The following is an 18,228-nucleotide window of genomic DNA, read 5'->3' as shown; positions in this document are numbered from 1 at the left end:
CATTCGCAATGTGTTCGGGTGATGCGGGGTCGAACCGGTTCGAACTGCGGCCAGCGTCTGCGCTCCAGGAGAGCGCGGCGCTCAGGCCGTGCTTCCCCGGATTGTGAGTTCCGGTTCGATGAACTTCGCGACCGTCGGCGAGTAGTCGGGGTCGTTGATCCGTCGGACCAGGTGCTGGACCGCTTCGCGGCCCAATTTGTCCGGCGAAGTCTCGACTGCCGTGTACGGCAGAAGGAAGCTCCGTCCGAAGTCTCGTGAATAGAGGCTGACGACCGAGAGGTCGCGAGGAACCTGCACCCCGCGCTCGTGCAGCAGGGCGGGGAGGACGGCGATCGACGCGTCGTTGTGCACGATCAGACCCGTGGCATCGGGGCGCGCGTCGAGGATCGCGTTGAGACTCCGAGAGATCCCCGGCTGCTGCGACTCCCCGTAGTACGGGTAGATCTGGATGCCGTAGCGCGCCGCGCGCTCGACGGCGGCATCCCGGAACCGCCAGCCGTACGCCCCGCCGCGGTCGAAGACGTGCCGAGGCGGCGAGATCAGGATGATCTTGCGGTGGCCGAGCCCGTAGAGGTGGTCGACCAGCATCCGCGCCGCCTCGCCGAAGTCGAGGTCGAAGACATCGACGTCCTGCGTGTCGCGGGGCAGGCCCACGAGGGCGCCCGGCTGACGGGCGGCCCGCAGCGCGTCGAGGCGCGGGTCGTCGTGCGTCACGTCCAGCAGCACGACCCCGTCGACCATGTTCGACGACGTGATGCGCTTGACGGCGCCCGGACCGTCGGCATCCGTGACCATCAGGATGTCGTAGCCCTTCTCGCGGGCGGCCGTCGACACCGCGAGGATGTACTGCAGCATCGCCGGCGGGAACTCGTCGTCGTGGAACTGGAGGAACAGCCCGAGGACCATGGTCTCGGAGGTGGCGAGCGCTCGTGCGCCCGCATTCACGGTGAATCCGAGCCGCTGGATGGCCTCGTCGATGCGGTCGCGGGTCTCGCGCGAGATGGACCGCTTGCCCGACAGCGCATACGAGACGGTGCTGCGCGAGACTCCCGCCTCGCGGGCCACATCACCGATCGTCGCCATCGTCATCCTTGTCGTTGCGGGTCCTGCCGGGGCCACTGTCGAACCGCTTCGATGAAGGTAGCGCGACACCGGTCGATGCGCAACAGGCTCTCGTCGATTCCCTCGACGACGGGGTCAACCGTCACGACGGCTTCGACTCATTCGTACGACGGATCGACATCACACGGGCGCTCTTACCCTGTCGGCCTCGGCAGGCAGCCGGTGCCCTGACTCCGGGGTGTCGCGACGTGCGCCACACGGCCGCGTCGCTCGCGAACCGACGAGAAGGCCCCGAAATCACTGGGATCTCAGGGCCTGAACTCTGCGGAGACGGAGGGATTTGAACCCTCGGAACCCTTGCGGGTTCTCCACCTTAGCAGGGTGGTGCACTCGACCGGACTATGCGACGTCTCCCGGTATTGCCTTGGCAATCATAGCCGGATGCCACCCGCTACTTCGCGCCTCAGCCCTTGTAGGGCACCGAACAGGTGTAGGTCGCCGCTGTCTGCCCCTTCAGGCCCGGAATCACGGTCGATGCGGGAGCCGAGGAGGTGTCGCCCGGCAGGGTCGGCGACGCACTGCCGCTCGGCGACGGCGGCGCGGTGGCTGCCGGCGCGTTGGGATTCGTGGTCGAGCCACCGTGAGCGCCCGTGAGTGCCTGCGAATCGAGGCCGATCGGCTGGTCGGCCTTGATCGCCGCGAACAGGGCGTTCGCCACCGAGGTGAGAGGCTGCACCTTCCCGGCGTAGAGACCTGTGCCCCCTGTCTTTCCCGGGTACTGCACGAAGACGATGTTCTGCAGAGGGATGTTCTTGAGCACCAGGGCGATCGAGACCAGGGTGTCGAGGTGCGTGAAGTTCTGGCTCAGCGTGATGTTCTGGGTGGCGGCCTGCGCGATCGCGTAGAGCTTGCCGAGGTTGTTCAGGGTGTTGTCGCTCTTGATCTTGCGGACGAGGGCCGACAGGAACACCTGCTGCGAGCCGATGCGGCCCAGGTCGCTTCCGTCACCCACCCCGTGGCGACTGCGCAGGAACGCCAAGGCGTCTGCACCCGACAGAGTGTAGTTGCCGGCAGCGGGGAGGTTGAGCCCGCTGTAGGGGTCTTTGACCGGTCCCGTGACGCAGACGTCGACGCCGCCGACGGCATCCGACATCGCGATGACCCCGGTGAAGGTGATCAGACCGGCGAACTGGATGGTGAGGCCGGTGAGGTTCTGCACGACCAGCACGGTGCAGGCCAGACCGCCGTAGGCCAGCGAGTTGTTGATCGGGAGCCCGGCTGCCGCGTTGCCGTTCGGGCACTTCGGGTACGGCACGACCATGTCGCGCGGGAAGCTCACGACGGTGGCGCTCTTCTGGTCCTGGGCGACGTGCATGAGCATCGTCACGTCGTTGAGCGCGCCCTGGTCGGCCTTGATCCCGCCCCCGATGTCACCCTGTCCGGCACGGGTGTCGCTGCCGACCAGCAGGATGTTGAATCCGCCCGTCATGGCGGCGATGTTCGGCGGCGGCCCCTGGGTGTCGGCGGCGATCGTCACCTTCTTGATGTTCGACTGCAGCTGCCAGGCGGCGATCCCCGCCACCGAGACCCCCGCGACAAGAGCGACGGCGAGCGCGCCGCCGACGAGACCGAGCACGGTCTTCCACGCGGCCGACCTCTTCAGGCGCCCGTGACGGGCGACACTGCTGACCTTGGGCGCGCGGTTGGAGCGGTCGCGGAGTTCGCTCATGGCGACACCTCATCTCGTCGTCTCGTCGGGCGGAGCGGAGGGCGTGGGATTCGAACCCACGGGACATCGCTGCCCACCAGTTTTCAAGACTGGCTCCATCGGCCTCTCGGACAGCCCTCCAGGATGACCGAAGCACGAGTGTAACGGATGCCGCCCTGTCAAGCCTGGAAGTGGCGTGCGAGGGCCAGGGCCACCCCGTCCTCCAGATCCGTCGCGGTCCGCGTGTTCGCGGCGGCGAGCACCTCCTCGGGCGCCTGTCCCATCGCGATCCCGACGCCGCCGCCGGCGACCGCCCACTCGAGCATGTCGATGTCGTTGCGGCCGTCGCCCATGACGAGCACTCGCGAGCGGGGGATGCCGAGCACCTCCCGCACGTGCTCGAGACCCGTGGACTTGTTGACGCCCTCGGGGGCGATGTCGAGCCAGGCGGTCCATCCGACGTTGTAGCTCACCTTGTGAAGGCCCATCCGCTCGACCACCGACAGGAAGTCGTCGATCGCGTGATCCGGCGAGATCACCACGACGCGGGTGGCCTGCACGTGCAGCAGCTGTTCGAACGGCACCCGCTCGCGCGAGACCGCGAGCGCCCCCTCGGGAAAGCTGCCGGTGAAGCGGAACACGCCGTCGGCATCCTCGACCGCGAAGCTCGCCTCTTCGAGGTGACCGCGCACGGTCGTGAGCACCTCCGTGGGGTCGAAGGTCTCGACGAAGGCGGGAACGTATCCGAGGGCCGCAGTCGGTTCACGACCGAGCACGATCGCCCCGTTGGCGCAGACGACGAAGTGCGAGCTCAGGCCGAGCCGCTGAAGAACGGGCAGGGTCATCGACACCGACCGGCCCGTCGCGAGCATCACCTCGTGGCCGAGCGACACGGCCCGCCGCACCTCGCGGAGGGTGTCGTCGCCCAGCGAACCGTCCTCCCGCAGCACGGTGCCGTCGATGTCGAGGGCGATGAGCCAGCGCTCCGGTGACGACTGATCACCAGGACGGCGATCAGCGCTGGCCATCGCTCCCCACTCCACCGCGCGGCTCCAATACGTCCAACCCGATGATCGGGCGCAGCACCTCGGGCACGACGACCGAGCCGTCGGGCTGCTGATGGGTCTCGAGGATCGCCACGATCCACCTCGTCGTGGCGAGGGTGCCGTTCAGGGTCGCGACCGGGGCGGTCTTTCCCGAATCGGTGCGGTAGCGGATGTCGAGTCGGCGCGCCTGGTAGGTGGTGCAGTTGCTGGTGCTGGTCAGCTCGCGGTAGGCGTTCTGGGTGGGGACCCAGGCCTCCACGTCGTACTTGCGCGCGGCGCTCGATCCGAGATCCCCGGCGGCGGTGTCGATGACGCGGTAGCTGAGCCCGAGCGATTGGAGCATGCCCTCCTGCAGAGCGAGCAGGCGCTCGTGCTCGGTTTCGGCATCCGCCGGATCGATGTAGCTGAACATCTCGAGCTTCTGGAACTGGTGCACCCGGATGATGCCCCGGGTGTCCTTGCCCGCCGAGCCGGCCTCGCGCCGGTAGCAGGTCGAGATCCCGGCGTAGCGCAGCGGGCCGCCGGACACGTCGACGATCTCGCCCTGGTGGTAACCGGCGAGGGCGACCTCGCTCGTGCCCGTCAGATAGAGGTCGTCCGCCGGGAGGTAGTAGATCTCGTCGGAGTGGGCGCCGAGGAACCCGGTGCCGGCCATGATCTCGGGCCGCACGAGGGTCGGCGTGATGAGCGGGGTGAAGCCGGCGTCGAGCGCGCGCTGCAGGCCGAGCTGGATGAGGGCGAGCTCGAGACGCGCGCCCACCCCCTTCAGGAACGAGAAGCGGGCACCGCTGACCTTCGCGCCGCGCTGCATGTCGATCGCGTCGAGCAACTCACCCAGCTCGAGATGGTCGCGCGGGCCCGAGGGGAACTCGGCCGGATCGAAGCTCCGCGCCTCGCCCACGGCCCGCAGCGTGACGAAGTCGTCTTCGCCGCCCGCCGGCACGCCGTCGATGACGATGTTCTGGAGGGCGCCGACGATCCGCGTGAAGTCGGCCTCGGCATCCGTCACCGCCTGCTGCCTCGCCTTCACCCGGGCGGCGAGGCTCTGCGCCTCGGCCACGAGCTCGGCCTTCTTCTCCTTCGGCGCCGAAGCGACGACCTTGCCGAACGCGTTCTGCTCGGCGCGGTCGGCCTCGAAGGCGGCGATCGCCGCGCGGCGAGCAAGATCGGCGGCGATGGCCTCGTCGACCAGTTCGACCGAGGAGCCCCGCAGCCGTTGCGACTCCCTGACGACATCAGGCTGTTCGCGGAGCAATTGCGGGTCGATCACCCGCTCATTCTAGGGAGCGCAGGGTTAGGCCGATCTCATCCCGCGGGACGACGAGGCCCCCGCCGGCCCGCACTAGCCTGAGGGCATGGCCGACTCTGACATTCGCTCGAAGCGAGCGGCCGTGATCTTCAACCCCACCAAGGTCGACGTGAAGAAGGTCCGGCGAGCCGTGGCGGCTGCCCAGAAGGCAGCCGGCTGGAGCGACGGCCTGTGGCTGTCGACGACCGAGGACGACTTCGGTCGAGGCCAGGCCCAGGCCGCAGTCGCCGAGGGCGTCGACGTCGTGCTCGTCGCGGGTGGCGACGGCACCGTGCGCGCCGTCGCGGAGGGGTTGCGGGGGTCCGCGGTCGCGCTCGCGCTGCTTCCCTCGGGCACCGGCAACGTGCTCGCACGCAACCTCGACATCGCGGTCACCCAGCTCTCGGCATCCGTTCAGACCGCGTTCACGGGCGTCGACCGCGCGATCGACGTCGGCGTGATCGACCTCGCCCGCGTCGACGGCTCGCACGAGGAGCACACCTTCGTCGTGCTGGCCGGGCTCGGCCTCGACGCCAAGATGGTCGCCAACACCCGGCCCGAACTCAAGAAGCGCGTCGGCTGGCTCGCCTACGTCGATGCGATCGCCCGGTCGATGCGCGACAGCGAGAAGATCCGGATGCGGTACCGCGTCGACGGCGGAGAGGAGCGCACCATGAGCGTGCACACGATCCTCGTCGGCAACTGCGGCCTCCTGCCCGGCAACGTGCTGCTGCTGCCCGAGGCCGAGGTCGACGACGGCCTGTTCGACGTCGTGACGCTGCGCCCCGAGGGCTTCGGGGGCTGGGCGCAGATCTGGCTCAAGATCGTCTGGGAGAACGGCGTGCTGCGGCGCAGCAGCGTGGGCCGCAAGGTCGCGGGGCTCGCGCGGGACGTGCGCACGCTGCGTTACCTGCGCGGGCGGCGCATCACCGTGGCGCTCGACCGCCCCGAGGACTTCGAACTCGACGGCGACGAGTTCGGCCTCGTGACCGGGTTCGACGCGTGGGTCGACCCGGCCGCGCTCATCGTTCGGGTGCCCGCGAGTTAGCGATCGGCGCGCTGAGGGCGATCGAGGCCGGGATGGCAAGGGCGGCGAGTAGCGACGACGTGGCCAGGGGCGTGACGAGGACCTGCAGCGAATACGAGGCCTGAAACAAGCGGGTCGACTCGGCTTGCTGCTGTCCGGATCGATCGTCCGTTACGGTGCGTTGACCTTCGTTCAAGAGCTGACCCGCGACAATGAGGCAGCTCACGGTCGCAACGCCCAGGAGCAATGCGAGGAGCGCCAGGCCGACCAGGCGTCGTCGCACGTCAGCGCCGACCGGCCTGGGCGGCGCGCACGACGCCGACCACCATCCAGAGAATCAATCCACAGAACCCGGCGATGATCAGGGCGGGCGGAACCGCGTACTGAGCGATCGCGATGGCCTGCTGCGCCCCGTCGAAGCTGCCTCCGTCGCCGGCGAGTCGCTGTGCAAGCGACCAGACCATCACGCCCGCGGCCGCGAGCATGCTGAGGCTCGCGACCAACAGCACCGTTCGAGCGCGATTGCCGACCACCTCTCCCTGCGGTTCGGCGACGTCGTCGGACGGCTCGTCGGCGAACTCCCGGGGAGCCGGCGGCTGATCCGGCTCGACCGGGCGGGTCTGCGCTTCCGGGTCGGAGATGTGGTGCGGCGGCGACGCGGGCGAGGGTCCCGACGACCGGACCTCGTCCTTCGGTCGCCGCCGCGCCGCCGCGTCCGACTCGCCCCCGGCATACCCGCGCTGGAACCGCGGATCGAACCGCGGGTCGAAGCTCTGGTCGCCGAGGGAATCGCTCACGGCTCGTCCGGCTCCCCCGAGATCAGACCGCGCAACCAGTCGCGGGCGTCGATGAAGACCTCGTCGTCGTAGCGCGAGGTGACCGTCACGGCGACCTTGTCGGCACGCGGATACGAGCCGAGGAACAGCACCTTCGGGCTGAAGCGTTTGAGGCCGAGCAGCGCGTCGGCGACGCGCTCGTCGAGCACGTGCCCGTCGAGGTCGATGACGAAGCGGTAGCGGCCGAGTTCGTCGCCGATCGGCCGGGACTCGAGCAGGCTCAGGTTGACGCCGCGGGTCGCGAACTGCTCGAGCATCTCGACGAGTGCCCCGGGCTGGTCGGTCGGCAGCTCGACGATCACACTGGTCTTGTCTGCTCCGGTGCGCGGCGGGATCGTCGTCGAACTCGTGACGAGCACGAAGCGCGTGACCGCGTTCGGGTTGTCGCCGATGTGCTCGGCGAGCACCGCGACGGCGTGCTCCTTCTCGATCCCGGGCGGGGCGACCGCCGCATCCGCGATCGGGTTGTCGGCGAGCAGTTGCGCCGCGGCCGACACGTTCGACGTCGCCGGCAGGTGCTCGTGCTCGGGCAGGCGGGCGTCGAGCCACAGATGGCATTGTGCGTAGGCGACCGGATGCGCGGCGATGACCCGCACGTCGGCGAGAGTCGTGCCGGGGCGCGCCACGAGCACGAAGTCGACCGGAACCAGGTACTCGCCCGTGATGCGCAGACCCGGGATGTTGGCCAAGGCATCCTGCGTCGCGCTCACGCCCCCCTCGACGCTGTTCTCGATCGCGATCACGGCCCCGATGCTGCGGCCCGTGACGACGTCGTCGAGCGCCTCGCCCACGTTGTTCACGCTACGCCAGACCTGCCCGGCCGCCTCGGGCACCTGCCGCAGGGCCGCCCAGGTGAAGGTGCCGACCGGGCCGAGGTAGCTGTACGTCACGGCGTGGGGCGCAGAGGCGGAGGACCCGGACATGCTGCGAGCCTACCGATGCCGCCCCCGCGGCTCCGTCCCGCCCCCTCCGCATGCCCGCGGCCGCCCCGTGTCCGGCGCCAAATGAAGGAGATCCGGCGGATGCTGGGCGACATCCCCGAGAAGTCGGCAACGGCATCCGGAATCTCCTTCATTTGGCAGGGTCGGGGCATCCGGAATCTCCTCGATCTGGCAGGGGCGGGGGGAGCAAAGGGAGCGCACGGTGGAAGACTGGGCGCATGACGGACCGCGCTGGAACGCCCGCCCAGGAATCCGACCTCATCGATGTGCACGCACTCGTCGAGGCCTACTACCAGAAGGTCCCGGATGTGAACGATCCGGCCCAGAAGGTCGTCTTCGGCACGAGCGGTCACCGCGGTTCGAGCTTCGACGCCGCCTTCAACGAGACCCACATCGCCGCGATCACCCAGGCCATCGTCGAGTACCGCGCCGATCAGGGGATCGGCGGTCCGCTCTTCGTCGGGCGCGACACGCACGGGCTCTCCCGCCCCGCCGAGACCACCGCCCTCGAGGTGCTCGAGGCCAACGGCGTCCACGCCGTGACCGACCAGTACGACGACTACGTGCCGACCCCGGCGCTCAGCCGAGCCATCATCAGCCACAACCGCGCCCTGAAACCGGGAGGTCGCCAGGCCGACGGCATCGTCATCACGCCGAGCCACAATCCGCCCCGCGACGGCGGCTTCAAGTACAACCCGCCGCACGGGGGACCCGCCGACTCCGCCGCTACCAGCTGGATCGCCGACCGCGCCAACGAGCTCATCGCCGATGGCAACCGCGGCGTGCGGCGCAGCGAGCCGAGCGCGGTCGACAGCTACGACTTCCGCGGGCAGTACGTGGGCGACCTGGCGAGCATCCTGAATCTGGATGCCGTCAAGAGCGCCGGCCTGCACCTCGCCGCCGACCCCCTCGGCGGGGCGAGTGTGCACTACTGGCAGCTCATCGCCGAGCGGTACGGCCTCGACCTGACCGTCGTCAATCCGCTCGTCGACCCGCGCTGGCCGTTCATGACGCTGGACTGGGACGAGAAGATCCGAATGGACCCCTCGTCGCCCTCGGTCATGGCATCGACGGTCGCGAAGCTCGACGACTTCCGGCTCATCACCGGCAACGACGCCGACGCCGACCGTCACGGCATCGTCACGCCCGACGGCGGCCTGATGAACCCGAACCACTACCTCGCGGTCGCGATCCAGTACCTGTACACACACCGCGACGGCTGGAGGGACGACGCGGCGATCGGCAAGACCATGGTCTCGAGTTCGATGATCGATCGCGTGGCCGGCTCGCTCGGCCGCCGGCTCTGGGAGGTGCCGGTCGGCTTCAAGTGGTTCGTGCCCGGCCTGATCGACGGATCGGTCGGCTTCGGCGGCGAGGAGAGCGCGGGGGCGAGCTTCCTCCAGCTCGACGGCCAGGTGTGGACCACCGACAAGGACGGCATCCTGCTCGCCCTGCTGGCCAGCGAGATCCTGGCCGTGACCGGCAAGTCGCCGTCGCAGCTCTACTCCGAGCTCACCGCCGAGTTCGGCGCGCCCTCTTACGCGCGCGTGGATGCCGCCGCGAGCAAGGAGCAGAAGGCCCGCCTCGGCCGGTTGAGCGGCGACGACATCACCGCGACGACCCTCGCGGGCGAGCCGATCATCGGCAAGCTCAGCGCCGCACCCGGCAACGGCGCGGCGCTCGGCGGCGTCAAGGTCGAGTCGGAGCACGCCTGGTTCGCGGCCCGCCCGAGCGGCACCGAGGACGTCTACAAGATCTACGCCGAGTCGTTCGTCGGCCCCGAGCACCTCGCCGAGGTGCAGGCCGAGGCGAAGACCATCGTGGATGCCGCCCTCGGCGACTGAGCTCGCATTCCGTCCCGGCGGCCGAGAAGGTCGCCGCCGACCCGGCGCTAGGCCTGAACGTCGACCAGCGTGCCGACCTCGGCCCAGGCGTACAGCTCGGCGAGCACGTCGAGCGCTACGTGCACGCAGCCATGCGAACCCTGGGTCGTGTAGAGCGGGCTGCCGAGAGGGAACTTCTGCCAGGGCGCGTCGTGGAAGCCGTCGCCGCCGTTGAACGGCATCCAGTACGTGACCGGATCGTTCCACCGGCCATTGACGTCGTGTCCGCTCAGCACCGTGTTGCGGATCTTGGCCCTGATGTGAGCGAGGCCGACCGGCGTCGCGTCGTGCACGTTCGTGAGCGCCGACGCTCCGGTCGTCACCGCGCCCTCCACGAACAGCGCGTTGCCCGTGCATGCCCACAGGTGCTGCTGGCTGATGCTGACGTAGATCTCTTTGACACCCGGCGCCGTCGCGGCGCAGACGGCGGGAACCGGCGGGGCTGACGGCGTGGGGGCGGCCACCGGCGTCGGCGTCGTGGAGGGCTTGGGTTCCGCCGCCCGCACGGCACCGCTCAGGGTCGACGCCGGAGACGGCGCGAGCACCAGGACGACCGTGGTGGCGACGGTCGCGAGGATGAGTGCCGACAATGCGACCACAGCAACCCGGCGATATCTCGACATGGCGTCAGCCTACGTCCGCCTCCGCGCAGCTGTAGCCCGTGTCCTTGTACCTGTGTGTTTTCACATGCGGGGTATCAGGGAAAGCGTCAGTGGTCGTCGTCGGACGCGTAGTTCGGCGCCGACGGCAGCCCGAAGAACTGCTCGAGCGTCTGCACGCCGGTGACGTGCATCTCGGTCGCGAGCGCCACGCCGACGTAGCGGAAGTGCCAGGGCTCGTACTCGTACCCGGTCACCGACTCGAGGCCGTCGGGGTAGCGCAGGATGAATCCGTACTTGTAGGAGTTGGCCGCGAGCCACTGCCCCGCGGCGGTCGCGCCGAAGCTCTGGCTCACGGCGGTGTCGATGTCGACGGCCAGCCCGGTCTGGTGCTCGCTGTACCCCGGGCGCGCGCTCTGCCGGTCGGCCTGGGCCTGACCGAGCCGCGAGACCCAGCCGTTGTAGACCGAGACCTGCGTGCCGTAGCTGCGATACGGACTCACGACCGTGTACTGGTCGCCGGTCTGCGCATGGTAGTCGGCGAAGAGTTGCTGCAGGGCGGCGGCGGCCTCCGGGCGCAGCTGGCCTTTCCCTCCGGGGAAGGTGAGGTTCGCCAATGCGGGCGCGTAGTTGACCGGATTCAGGGGGCGCAGCTTGTTGACGACCACCCAGAGGCTCGACGCGTCGTCGTGCGACAGCTGGGACTTGTCGAACGTGGGAGTCGGAGTCGGGGTCGGGGTCGGCGTGGCGCTCGGAGTCGGGGGCAGGCTCAACGTCGACCTCGGGGTCGCGGTCGAACGGTCGCTCGGCGTCAGGACGATGAAAGAGGTGACCGCCCCCGCGACGACGGCCGCGGCCGCCGCGAGGATCACTGCGGTTCGGGCTGCGGGTGTCACTCCCCCAGCATAAGATGACGGAACTTGCGAAAATGCCTGCCGAAGATGTAAGTTTGCAGTCTACGCAAACTTCCCTGGCCACTGTCGACCGCGTCGCGACCCGCCCGACGCCGCAGTGGCCGTTCGTATGTCAATCACCTTCACAGAACGAGGCACCATGTCTGACGCCACCGCTCCCCTCAAGGAGAAGGCTGCTGCGATCGGTGCGGTGATGACCCACCGCCAGATCCTGTTCGTCATCTTCGGCCTGATGGCCGGGATGTTCCTCTCGGCCCTCGACCAGAACGTCGTCGGCACCTCGATCCGCACGATCGCCGACGACCTCGACGGGCTGAGCCAGCAGGCCTGGGTCACCACGGCGTACCTGATCGTCTCGACGATCGCGACCCCGATCTACGGCAAGCTCAGCGACATCTTCGGTCGCCGCCCCCTGTTCATCATCGCGATCTCGGTCTTCCTGGTCGGCTCGATCGCCTCCGGATTCGCCTCCTCGATTCTCGAGCTCGCCGGATTCCGGGCGATCCAGGGCCTTGGCGCGGGCGGACTCATGGCCCTCCCCCTCGCGATCATGGGCGACATGCTCGCTCCGCGGGAGCGGGCGAAGTACCAGGGCTACTTCCTCGCGGTGTTCGGCATCTCGAGCGTCGTCGGCCCCCTCATCGGCGGCCTGTTCGCGGGGGCGCCCGAGATCCTGTTCATCACCGGATGGCGCTGGGTCTTCCTGATCAACATCCCCATCGGCATCATCGCGCTCGCGATCGTGCTGCGCTTCCTGCACCTGCCTCCGCGCAGCGTCAACCGCGGCGTGCGCATCGACTGGTGGGGCGCTTCGACCGTGATCGTGGCCGTGGCCCCCCTGCTGCTGATCGCCGAGCAGGGCCGCGATTGGGGATGGGGTTCGGCCGGCGCGCTCGCCTGCTACATCATCGGCGGCCTCGGCATCGTCGCGTTCATCATCTCCGAGCGCCTCATGGGCGACGACGCGCTGATCCCGCTCAAGCTGTTCAAGAGCCCGACCTTCTCGATGGCGACGATCCTCGGCGTGCTGGTCGGCTTCGGCATGTTCGGTGCGATCTCGACCGTGCCGCTCTACCTGCAGCTGGTGAAGGGCGCGACGCCGACCGAGAGCGGCTTCCAGCTGCTGCCGATGATCCTCGGACTGATGATCTCGTCGATCGTCAGCGGCCAGGTCATCTCGCGCACGGGGCGGTACCGCATCTTCCCGATCATGGGGACGGCGTTCATGGGGCTCGGCTTCCTGGTCTTCACGACGATCAAGGCCGACACCGACTATTGGGTCCTCGCCGGCGCGATGCTTCTGGTGGGACTCGGACTCGGCCAGCTGATGCAGACCCTGACGATCGCGAGCCAGAACGCGGTGGGGCCGCGAGACATCGGGGTCGCCACCTCGTCGTCGACGTTCTTCCGCCAGGTCGGCGGCACGCTCGGCGTCGCGGTGATCTTCTCGGTCGTCTTCAGCGTCGTCGGCAGCTCGATCCAGGCGGCGTTCTCGAAGACCGCGACCCTGAAGGCGGCCCTCGACGCCGCACTCAATCCGGCGATCGCGAACGCTCCCGCGAACAAGGCCATCATGTCGAAGATCTACGACGCGATCGTGAAGCCGGTCATCGCCCAGCTGCCAGCCCAGGTCGACCTGTCGAACACGGCGCAGCGCGCATCCGTCGTCGACAAGATCCTCCCTCAGGTGCAGAAGGCCCTCGAGTCCGGCAGCAAGGCGGGATCGAGCCTCGACAGCAACACGCAGTTCCTCAACGGGGCCAGCCACGCGCTGTCGGCGCCGTTCCTGACCGGCTTCTCGGAGGCGATGGTGAGCGGATTCTGGGTCAGCCTCGTGGTCATCGCGGTGGCCTTCGTGCTGAGCTGGTTCCTCAAGGCGACACCGCTGCGGCAGAAGTCCGCCCTCGAAGAGGTCGCGGATGCCGATGAGGCGATCCTCGCGCAGCAGGCGGCCGCCGAGTTCGGCACCTCGATCGCACCGGACGTGACGACCGGCAACATCGAGGTCGTCGAACCCGCTGGGTCGGGGAGCACCGCGCGCAACTGATCCGCGCGTCGACCACCCGCGAAAAGGGCGCCTCACCAGGACATTCGGTGAGGCGCCCTTTCTGGTGTTGACACGACGGCATCCGGGTGCCTATCGTGGTGCCCGGTTCCGTGAGAGCGCTCCCACGTCACGAGTTTGGGAGCGCTCCCACGGGTCGTCCCCATCCACGCACAAAGGAGTGACAGTGAAACTCTCACGACGTACCCGGGTCGGAGCCGTCATCGCGGCGGCCTCCGCCCTCGCCCTTCTCGCCACCGGCTGTTCCACCGGCGGAGGCGCCGGCGACCAGAAGGTCACCCTGACCCTGGCCACCTTCAACAACTTCGGCTACAGCGACGCCCTCCTCGCCAGCTACCACAAGCTGCACCCCAACGTGACGATCGTCCAGAAGGTCGCCAAGACCTCCGACGACGCGCAGACCAACCTCTTCACCAAGCTCGCCGCCGGCAGCGGTCTCTCCGACATCGAGGCCGTCGACGGCGACTGGATGCCGAAGGTCAAGCAGTATCCCCAGCTCTTCGTCGACCTGGCCTCCTCCGACAACAAGGGCCGCTACGCGGCCTGGAAGACCGCGGGCGGCACGGCCGGCAAGAAGCTCATCGGCCTCGGCACCGACATCGGGCCCGAGGCGATCTGCTACCGCGCCGACCTGTTCAAGGCTGCGGGTCTGCCGACCGATCCCGCCGCGGTCGCCAAGCTGCTGACCGGCGGCTGGGACACCTACTACTCGGTCGGTCAGAAGTTCACGGCCGCCAAGACCGGCGCCGCCTGGTTCGACTCCGCGGGCGCGACCTTCCAGGGGCTCGCCAACCAGTACGCCAACTTCTTCGAGAAGAACGACGGAACCGTCATCGCGACGACCAACCCCGACGTGAAGGCCGCCTTCCAGTCGGTGCTCGCCGCGAGCGCGACCGAATCGGCCCACCTGCAGGAGTGGACGGATGACTGGGCCGGCGGCATGGCGAACGGCAAGTTCGCGACCATGCTCTGCCCGCCGTGGATGATGGGCGTGATCCAGGGCGACAGCCCCAAGGTCACCGACTGGAACATCGCCAATGTCTTCCCGAACGGCGGCGGCAACTGGGGTGGTTCCTACCTCCTCGTCCCGACTCAGGGCAAGCACACGGCCGAGGCCAAGGCCTTCACCGACTGGCTGACCGCACCCGCCCAGCAGATCTCGGCGTTCAAGACGGCCGGCAACTTCCCGAGCCAGACGGCCGCCTACTCCGACCCCGCGCTGAAGACGGCGACCAACGCCTTCTTCAACAACGCACCGATCGGCACCCTGTTCGCCGACCGCGCGGACGCCTTCGCCAAGGCGGGCGTGATCCCGTTCAAGGGCGTCAAGTACGGAGCCATCATGGGCGCCGTGCAGAACGGCCTGACCCGGGTCGAGCAGGGTCAGCAGTCGGTCGACGCCTCCTGGGCCCAGGTGGTCTCGGACATCAAGGCTCTGAGCTAAGCAGATGCACACGGGCCGGGTCGCCACGCCAGGCGGCCCGGCCCCGTGCGTCAAGGCCCACCCGCCCGAGACACCAGGGATCCTGAAGCCATGACAACATCCAGCCTGCGGGACGCGCCGAGTCCCGCCAGGAGCCCGCGGCGCATCGCGCTCGGCCATCGCCTGGCCCGATGGGACATCAAGGTCTCGCCCTACCTCTACATCTCGCCCTTCTTCATCCTGTTCGCGGTCGTCGGCCTGTTCCCGCTCGTCTACACCGGTTACATCGCACTGCTGAAGTTCGACCCGATCCTGCACACCGGCACCTTCGTCGGCTTCGACAACTTCGTCTGGGTCTTCCAGCAGCGCCAGTTCTGGATCGCGTTGCGCAACACGCTCACGATCTTCCTGCTCTCGGCGGTGCCCCAGATCGTCATCGCGCTGGCCCTCGCCGCGGTGCTCGACTCCAACATCAAGGCCAAGACCTTCTGGCGGATGGGCGTGCTGCTGCCCTACATCGTGATGCCGGTCGCGGTCGCGCTGATCTTCAGCAAGCTCTTCAGCGACAACTACGGGCTCGTCAACCACCTGTTGTCGCTCGTCGGCATCCCGGCCGTGCACTGGCACACCGATACGCTGCCCGCGCAGATCGCCATCGCGACGATGGTCAACTTCCGCTGGACCGGGTACAACGCGCTGATCCTCCTGGCCGGGATGCAGGCGATCCCGCGCGACCTCTACGAGCAGGCCAGCATCGACGGAGCCGGACGGTTCCGCCGCTTCTTCTCGATCACGATCCCGCAACTGCGCCCGACGCTGATCTTCGTGATCATCACCGCGACGATCGGCGGCCTGCAGATCTTCGACGAGCCGCAGCTGTACGACGTCAGCACGGTCGTGCCGGGTGGCGCGAACCAGCAATGGCTCACGATGACCGTGTACCTGCACAACGTCGGCTGGTTCCAGGACGGCTCGTTCGGCCGTGCCGCCGCCGTGGCCTGGCTGCTGTTCCTGCTGATCGTGCTGATCGGACTCATCAACCTGGCGATCACCCGCCGGATCGCCGGCAACGACAGCAAGAGGCTCTCATGACCACGACCACCACGACCACAGCCGCCTCCGGCCGCCCGGCCGCGCGCCGCCGGGGCCGGGGCAGCGCCGACGCCGCGTCGAGGCCGGGATTCCTGGGCTACGGCCTGCTCATCGCGACGCTGCTGGGCGCGATCCTGCCGCTGTACTGGGCCTTCCTGATCGCGAGCGGCGACTCCTCCAGCCTCAACAACGTGAACCTGCCCTGGTGGCCGGGCGGCAACTTCCTCGCCAATGCGATCAAGGTCGTCACCAACGAGCGCGTGTCGTTCTGGAAGGCGGTCGGCAACAGCCTCATCGTCTCGACGGTGGTCGCGGCATCCGTCGTCTTCTTCTCGACCCTCGCCGGCTACGCCTTCGCCAAGCTGCGCTTCCGGGGGCGGCGCGGGCTGTTCGTGTTCGTGATCGCCACGACGGCCGTGCCCACCCAGCTGGGCGTCGTCCCGCTGTTCATCGTGATGTCGCAGCTGGGCTGGACCGGCACGCTCGGTGCGGTCATCGTGCCCGGGCTCGTCACCGCGTTCGGGGTGTTCTGGATGACCCAGTACCTGAGCACGGCGCTTCCCGACGAGCTCATCGAGGCCGGCCGCATCGACGGCGCGAGCATGATCAAGACCTTCTGGTACATCGGCTTCCCCTCCGCGCGGCCGGCGGCGGCGATGCTGGGGCTGTTCACCTTCATCGCGACCTGGACCAACTTCTTCTGGCCCTTCATCGTGCTCGACCCGAGCAATCCGACCCTCCCGGTGGCGCTGTCGCAGCTGCAGGCCAACTACTTCGTCGACTACTCGATCGTGCTGGCCGGGGTGCTGCTGGCCACCCTGCCGCTGCTCGTGCTGTTCATCGTCGCGGGACGCCAGCTGGTCGCCGGGATCATGCAGGGAGCGGTCAAGGGATGACCGACGCGACCATCGAGCGGGGAGCACCGGATCCCGGCGGGCTCGGCGGCCGGCGCTCGTTCCCGCAGGACTTCCTGTTCGGCGTCGCGACCGCGGCGTACCAGATCGAGGGAGCCGCTCACGAGGACGGCCGCACCGACTCGATCTGGGACGTGTTCAGCCGCATCCCCGGCGCCGTGGTCGACGGCGACGACGGCGAGGTGGCCTGCGACCACTACCACCGGTTCCGCGACGACGTCGCCCTGATGGCAGACCTCGGTCTGCAGACCTACCGCTTCTCGACCTCCTGGGCGCGGGTGCGCCCCGACGGCGGCGCGACGAATCCGCTCGGCCTCGACTTCTACTCCCGTCTCGTCGATGAGCTGCTCGATCACGGCATCAAGCCCTGGCTGACCCTCTACCACTGGGACCTGCCCCAGGCGCTCGAGCTCGACGGCGGGTGGACGAACCGCGACACCGCGCTGCGGTTCGCCGAGTACGCGCTCGACGTGCACGACCGCCTCGGCGATCGGGTCAGCGCGTGGACGACGCTCAACGAGCCGTGGTGCTCGTCGTTCCTCGGCTACACGGGCGGCGAGCACGCGCCGGGGCGGCAGGAGCCGGCCGCAGGGCTGGCCGCGGCCCATCACCTCCTGCTCGGGCACGGTCTTGTCGTCGAGGAGCTGCGGGCGCGAGACTCGTCGCTGCAGCTCGGGATCACGCTCAACCTCTCGGTCGTCGATCCCGTGGATGCCACCGACCCCGCCGATGTCGACGCCGCCCGGCGCATCGACGGTCAGTTCAACCGGGTGTTCCTCGATCCGATCTTCCGCGGCGAGTACCCCGCCGACGTGCTCGGCGACGTCGAGCGGTACGGACTCGAGGCGCACATCCGCGCCGGCGACCTCGCCACGATCTCGAGCCCGATCGACAGCCTGGGGGTGAACTACTACCACGGCGACTACGTCAGCGGGCATCCCCCCGCCTCGGCGGTCACGACGGCCGCCCCGAGCGCCCGGCCCAAGCGCTCGCCGTTCCCGGCGGCCGAGGGGGTGTTCTGGCATCCGCAGGGTCTGCCCGAGACGGCGATGGGGTGGGCGATCCAGCCCGAGGGGCTCACCCGGCTGCTGCGGCGCGTGCACGACGAGTACACCCGCGGCGAGGTGCGGCTCTACGTCACCGAGAACGGGGCCGCCTTCGCGGATGTCGTCGCCCCCGACGGCAGCGTGCACGACACCGGGCGGGTGGCGTTCCTGCGCGAACACCTCGACGCCATCCTCGATGCCATCGACGGCGGGGTCGCGATCGGCGGCTACTTCTACTGGTCGCTCATGGACAACTTCGAGTGGGCGTGGGGCTACGACAAGCGCTTCGGCCTGGTGCGCGTCGACTACGACACCCAGCGCCGCTCCCTGAAGGACAGCGCCCTGGCCTACCGCGGGATCATCATCGACCGCGCACTCTGAGAT

Annotated in this window: 15 protein-coding genes and 2 tRNA genes; 7 read left to right on the top strand and 10 right to left on the bottom strand. The window is 68.7% G+C overall.

The annotated features are described in order from the left end of the window. Positions 1-81: 81 nt before the first annotated feature. The 6 genes from ACFPJ4_RS09375 to serS form a co-directional block, all read right to left on the bottom strand. On the bottom strand, positions 82-1,083 hold the full coding sequence (locus tag ACFPJ4_RS09375) for a LacI family DNA-binding transcriptional regulator (protein ID WP_386740141.1): 1,002 nt from the start codon (positions 1,081-1,083) through the stop codon (positions 82-84). A 304-nt stretch (positions 1,084-1,387) separates the two neighbouring features. After that, positions 1,388-1,476 (bottom strand) — tRNA-Ser (locus ACFPJ4_RS09370). A gap of 49 nt (positions 1,477-1,525) precedes the next feature. Further along, on the bottom strand, positions 1,526-2,791 hold the full coding sequence (locus ACFPJ4_RS09365) for an LCP family protein (protein ID WP_386740140.1): 1,266 nt from the start codon (positions 2,789-2,791) through the stop codon (positions 1,526-1,528). 35 nt (positions 2,792-2,826) lie between these two features. Further along, positions 2,827-2,911 (bottom strand) — tRNA-Ser (locus ACFPJ4_RS09360). Positions 2,912-2,949: 38 nt separating this feature from the next. Then, positions 2,950-3,798, bottom strand: coding sequence for an HAD family hydrolase (locus ACFPJ4_RS09355; RefSeq protein ID WP_386740139.1), 849 nt, complete (start codon positions 3,796-3,798; stop codon positions 2,950-2,952). Then, positions 3,785-5,086 carry a serine--tRNA ligase gene (serS, locus tag ACFPJ4_RS09350; protein WP_386740138.1) on the bottom strand — a complete coding sequence of 434 codons (1,302 nt, stop codon included), beginning with the start codon at positions 5,084-5,086 and terminating at the stop codon, positions 3,785-3,787. Before serS ends, ACFPJ4_RS09355 begins: the two co-directional genes overlap by 14 nt. Before the next feature lie 85 nt (positions 5,087-5,171). Here serS and ACFPJ4_RS09345 point away from each other — a divergent pair, with 85 nt between their 5' ends. Next, positions 5,172-6,152 carry a diacylglycerol/lipid kinase family protein gene (locus ACFPJ4_RS09345; RefSeq protein ID WP_386740137.1) on the top strand — a complete coding sequence of 327 codons (981 nt, stop codon included), beginning with the start codon at positions 5,172-5,174 and terminating at the stop codon, positions 6,150-6,152. 263 nt (positions 6,153-6,415) lie between these two features. On the opposite strand, the gene ACFPJ4_RS09340 is transcribed toward ACFPJ4_RS09345, so the two are convergent. Beyond that, positions 6,416-6,928 (bottom strand): hypothetical protein, encoded by a 513-nt coding sequence (locus ACFPJ4_RS09340; RefSeq protein ID WP_386740136.1) that lies wholly within the window; start codon positions 6,926-6,928, stop codon positions 6,416-6,418. Continuing rightward, positions 6,925-7,890 carry a prephenate dehydratase gene (gene pheA, locus ACFPJ4_RS09335; RefSeq protein WP_386740135.1) on the bottom strand — a complete coding sequence of 322 codons (966 nt, stop codon included), beginning with the start codon at positions 7,888-7,890 and terminating at the stop codon, positions 6,925-6,927. Before pheA ends, ACFPJ4_RS09340 begins: the two co-directional genes overlap by 4 nt. Positions 7,891-8,126: 236 nt before the next feature. On the opposite strand from pheA, the gene pgm reads away from it, so the two are divergent. Next, positions 8,127-9,752, top strand: coding sequence for a phosphoglucomutase (alpha-D-glucose-1,6-bisphosphate-dependent) (gene pgm, locus ACFPJ4_RS09330; protein WP_386740134.1), 1,626 nt, complete (start codon positions 8,127-8,129; stop codon positions 9,750-9,752). Positions 9,753-9,799: 47 nt separating this feature from the next. Here the strand turns inward: pgm and ACFPJ4_RS09325 are convergent, their stop codons facing one another. Together ACFPJ4_RS09325 and ACFPJ4_RS09320 are read right to left on the bottom strand one after the other, a co-directional pair. Continuing rightward, positions 9,800-10,414, bottom strand: coding sequence for a L,D-transpeptidase (locus tag ACFPJ4_RS09325; RefSeq protein WP_386740133.1), 615 nt, complete (start codon positions 10,412-10,414; stop codon positions 9,800-9,802). A gap of 86 nt (positions 10,415-10,500) precedes the next feature. Then, entirely contained in the window at positions 10,501-11,286 is a 786-nt protein-coding gene (locus ACFPJ4_RS09320; RefSeq protein WP_386740132.1) for a M15 family metallopeptidase, read from the bottom strand. A 157-nt stretch (positions 11,287-11,443) separates the two neighbouring features. On the opposite strand from ACFPJ4_RS09320, the gene ACFPJ4_RS09315 reads away from it, so the two are divergent. The 5 genes from ACFPJ4_RS09315 (at position 11,444) to ACFPJ4_RS09295 (ending at position 18,225) form a co-directional block, all read left to right on the top strand. Beyond that, a complete protein-coding gene (locus ACFPJ4_RS09315; RefSeq protein WP_386740131.1) occupies positions 11,444-13,351 on the top strand; it encodes an MDR family MFS transporter in 1,908 nt (635 codons plus the stop codon). A gap of 184 nt (positions 13,352-13,535) precedes the next feature. Next, a complete protein-coding gene (locus ACFPJ4_RS09310) occupies positions 13,536-14,813 on the top strand; it encodes an ABC transporter substrate-binding protein (protein ID WP_386740130.1) in 1,278 nt (425 codons plus the stop codon). Between the two features lie 90 nt (positions 14,814-14,903). Further along, positions 14,904-15,884 carry a carbohydrate ABC transporter permease gene (locus ACFPJ4_RS09305; RefSeq protein ID WP_386740129.1) on the top strand — a complete coding sequence of 327 codons (981 nt, stop codon included), beginning with the start codon at positions 14,904-14,906 and terminating at the stop codon, positions 15,882-15,884. After that, positions 15,881-16,780 carry a carbohydrate ABC transporter permease gene (locus ACFPJ4_RS09300; RefSeq protein WP_386740128.1) on the top strand — a complete coding sequence of 300 codons (900 nt, stop codon included), beginning with the start codon at positions 15,881-15,883 and terminating at the stop codon, positions 16,778-16,780. Before ACFPJ4_RS09305 ends, ACFPJ4_RS09300 begins: the two co-directional genes overlap by 4 nt. Further along, complete coding sequence (locus ACFPJ4_RS09295; protein WP_386740127.1) at positions 16,777-18,225, top strand: GH1 family beta-glucosidase; 1,449 nt, start codon at positions 16,777-16,779, stop codon at positions 18,223-18,225. Before ACFPJ4_RS09300 ends, ACFPJ4_RS09295 begins: the two co-directional genes overlap by 4 nt. Positions 18,226-18,228: the final 3 nt, after the last annotated feature.

Origin of the sequence: Lysinimonas soli (genome assembly GCF_042655435.1) — a bacterium.
GTDB lineage: Bacteria > Actinomycetota > Actinomycetes > Actinomycetales > Microbacteriaceae > Lysinimonas > Lysinimonas soli.
The sequence above is the reverse complement of the archived record's forward strand: the minus strand, read 5'-3'. Positions and strand labels throughout refer to the sequence as shown.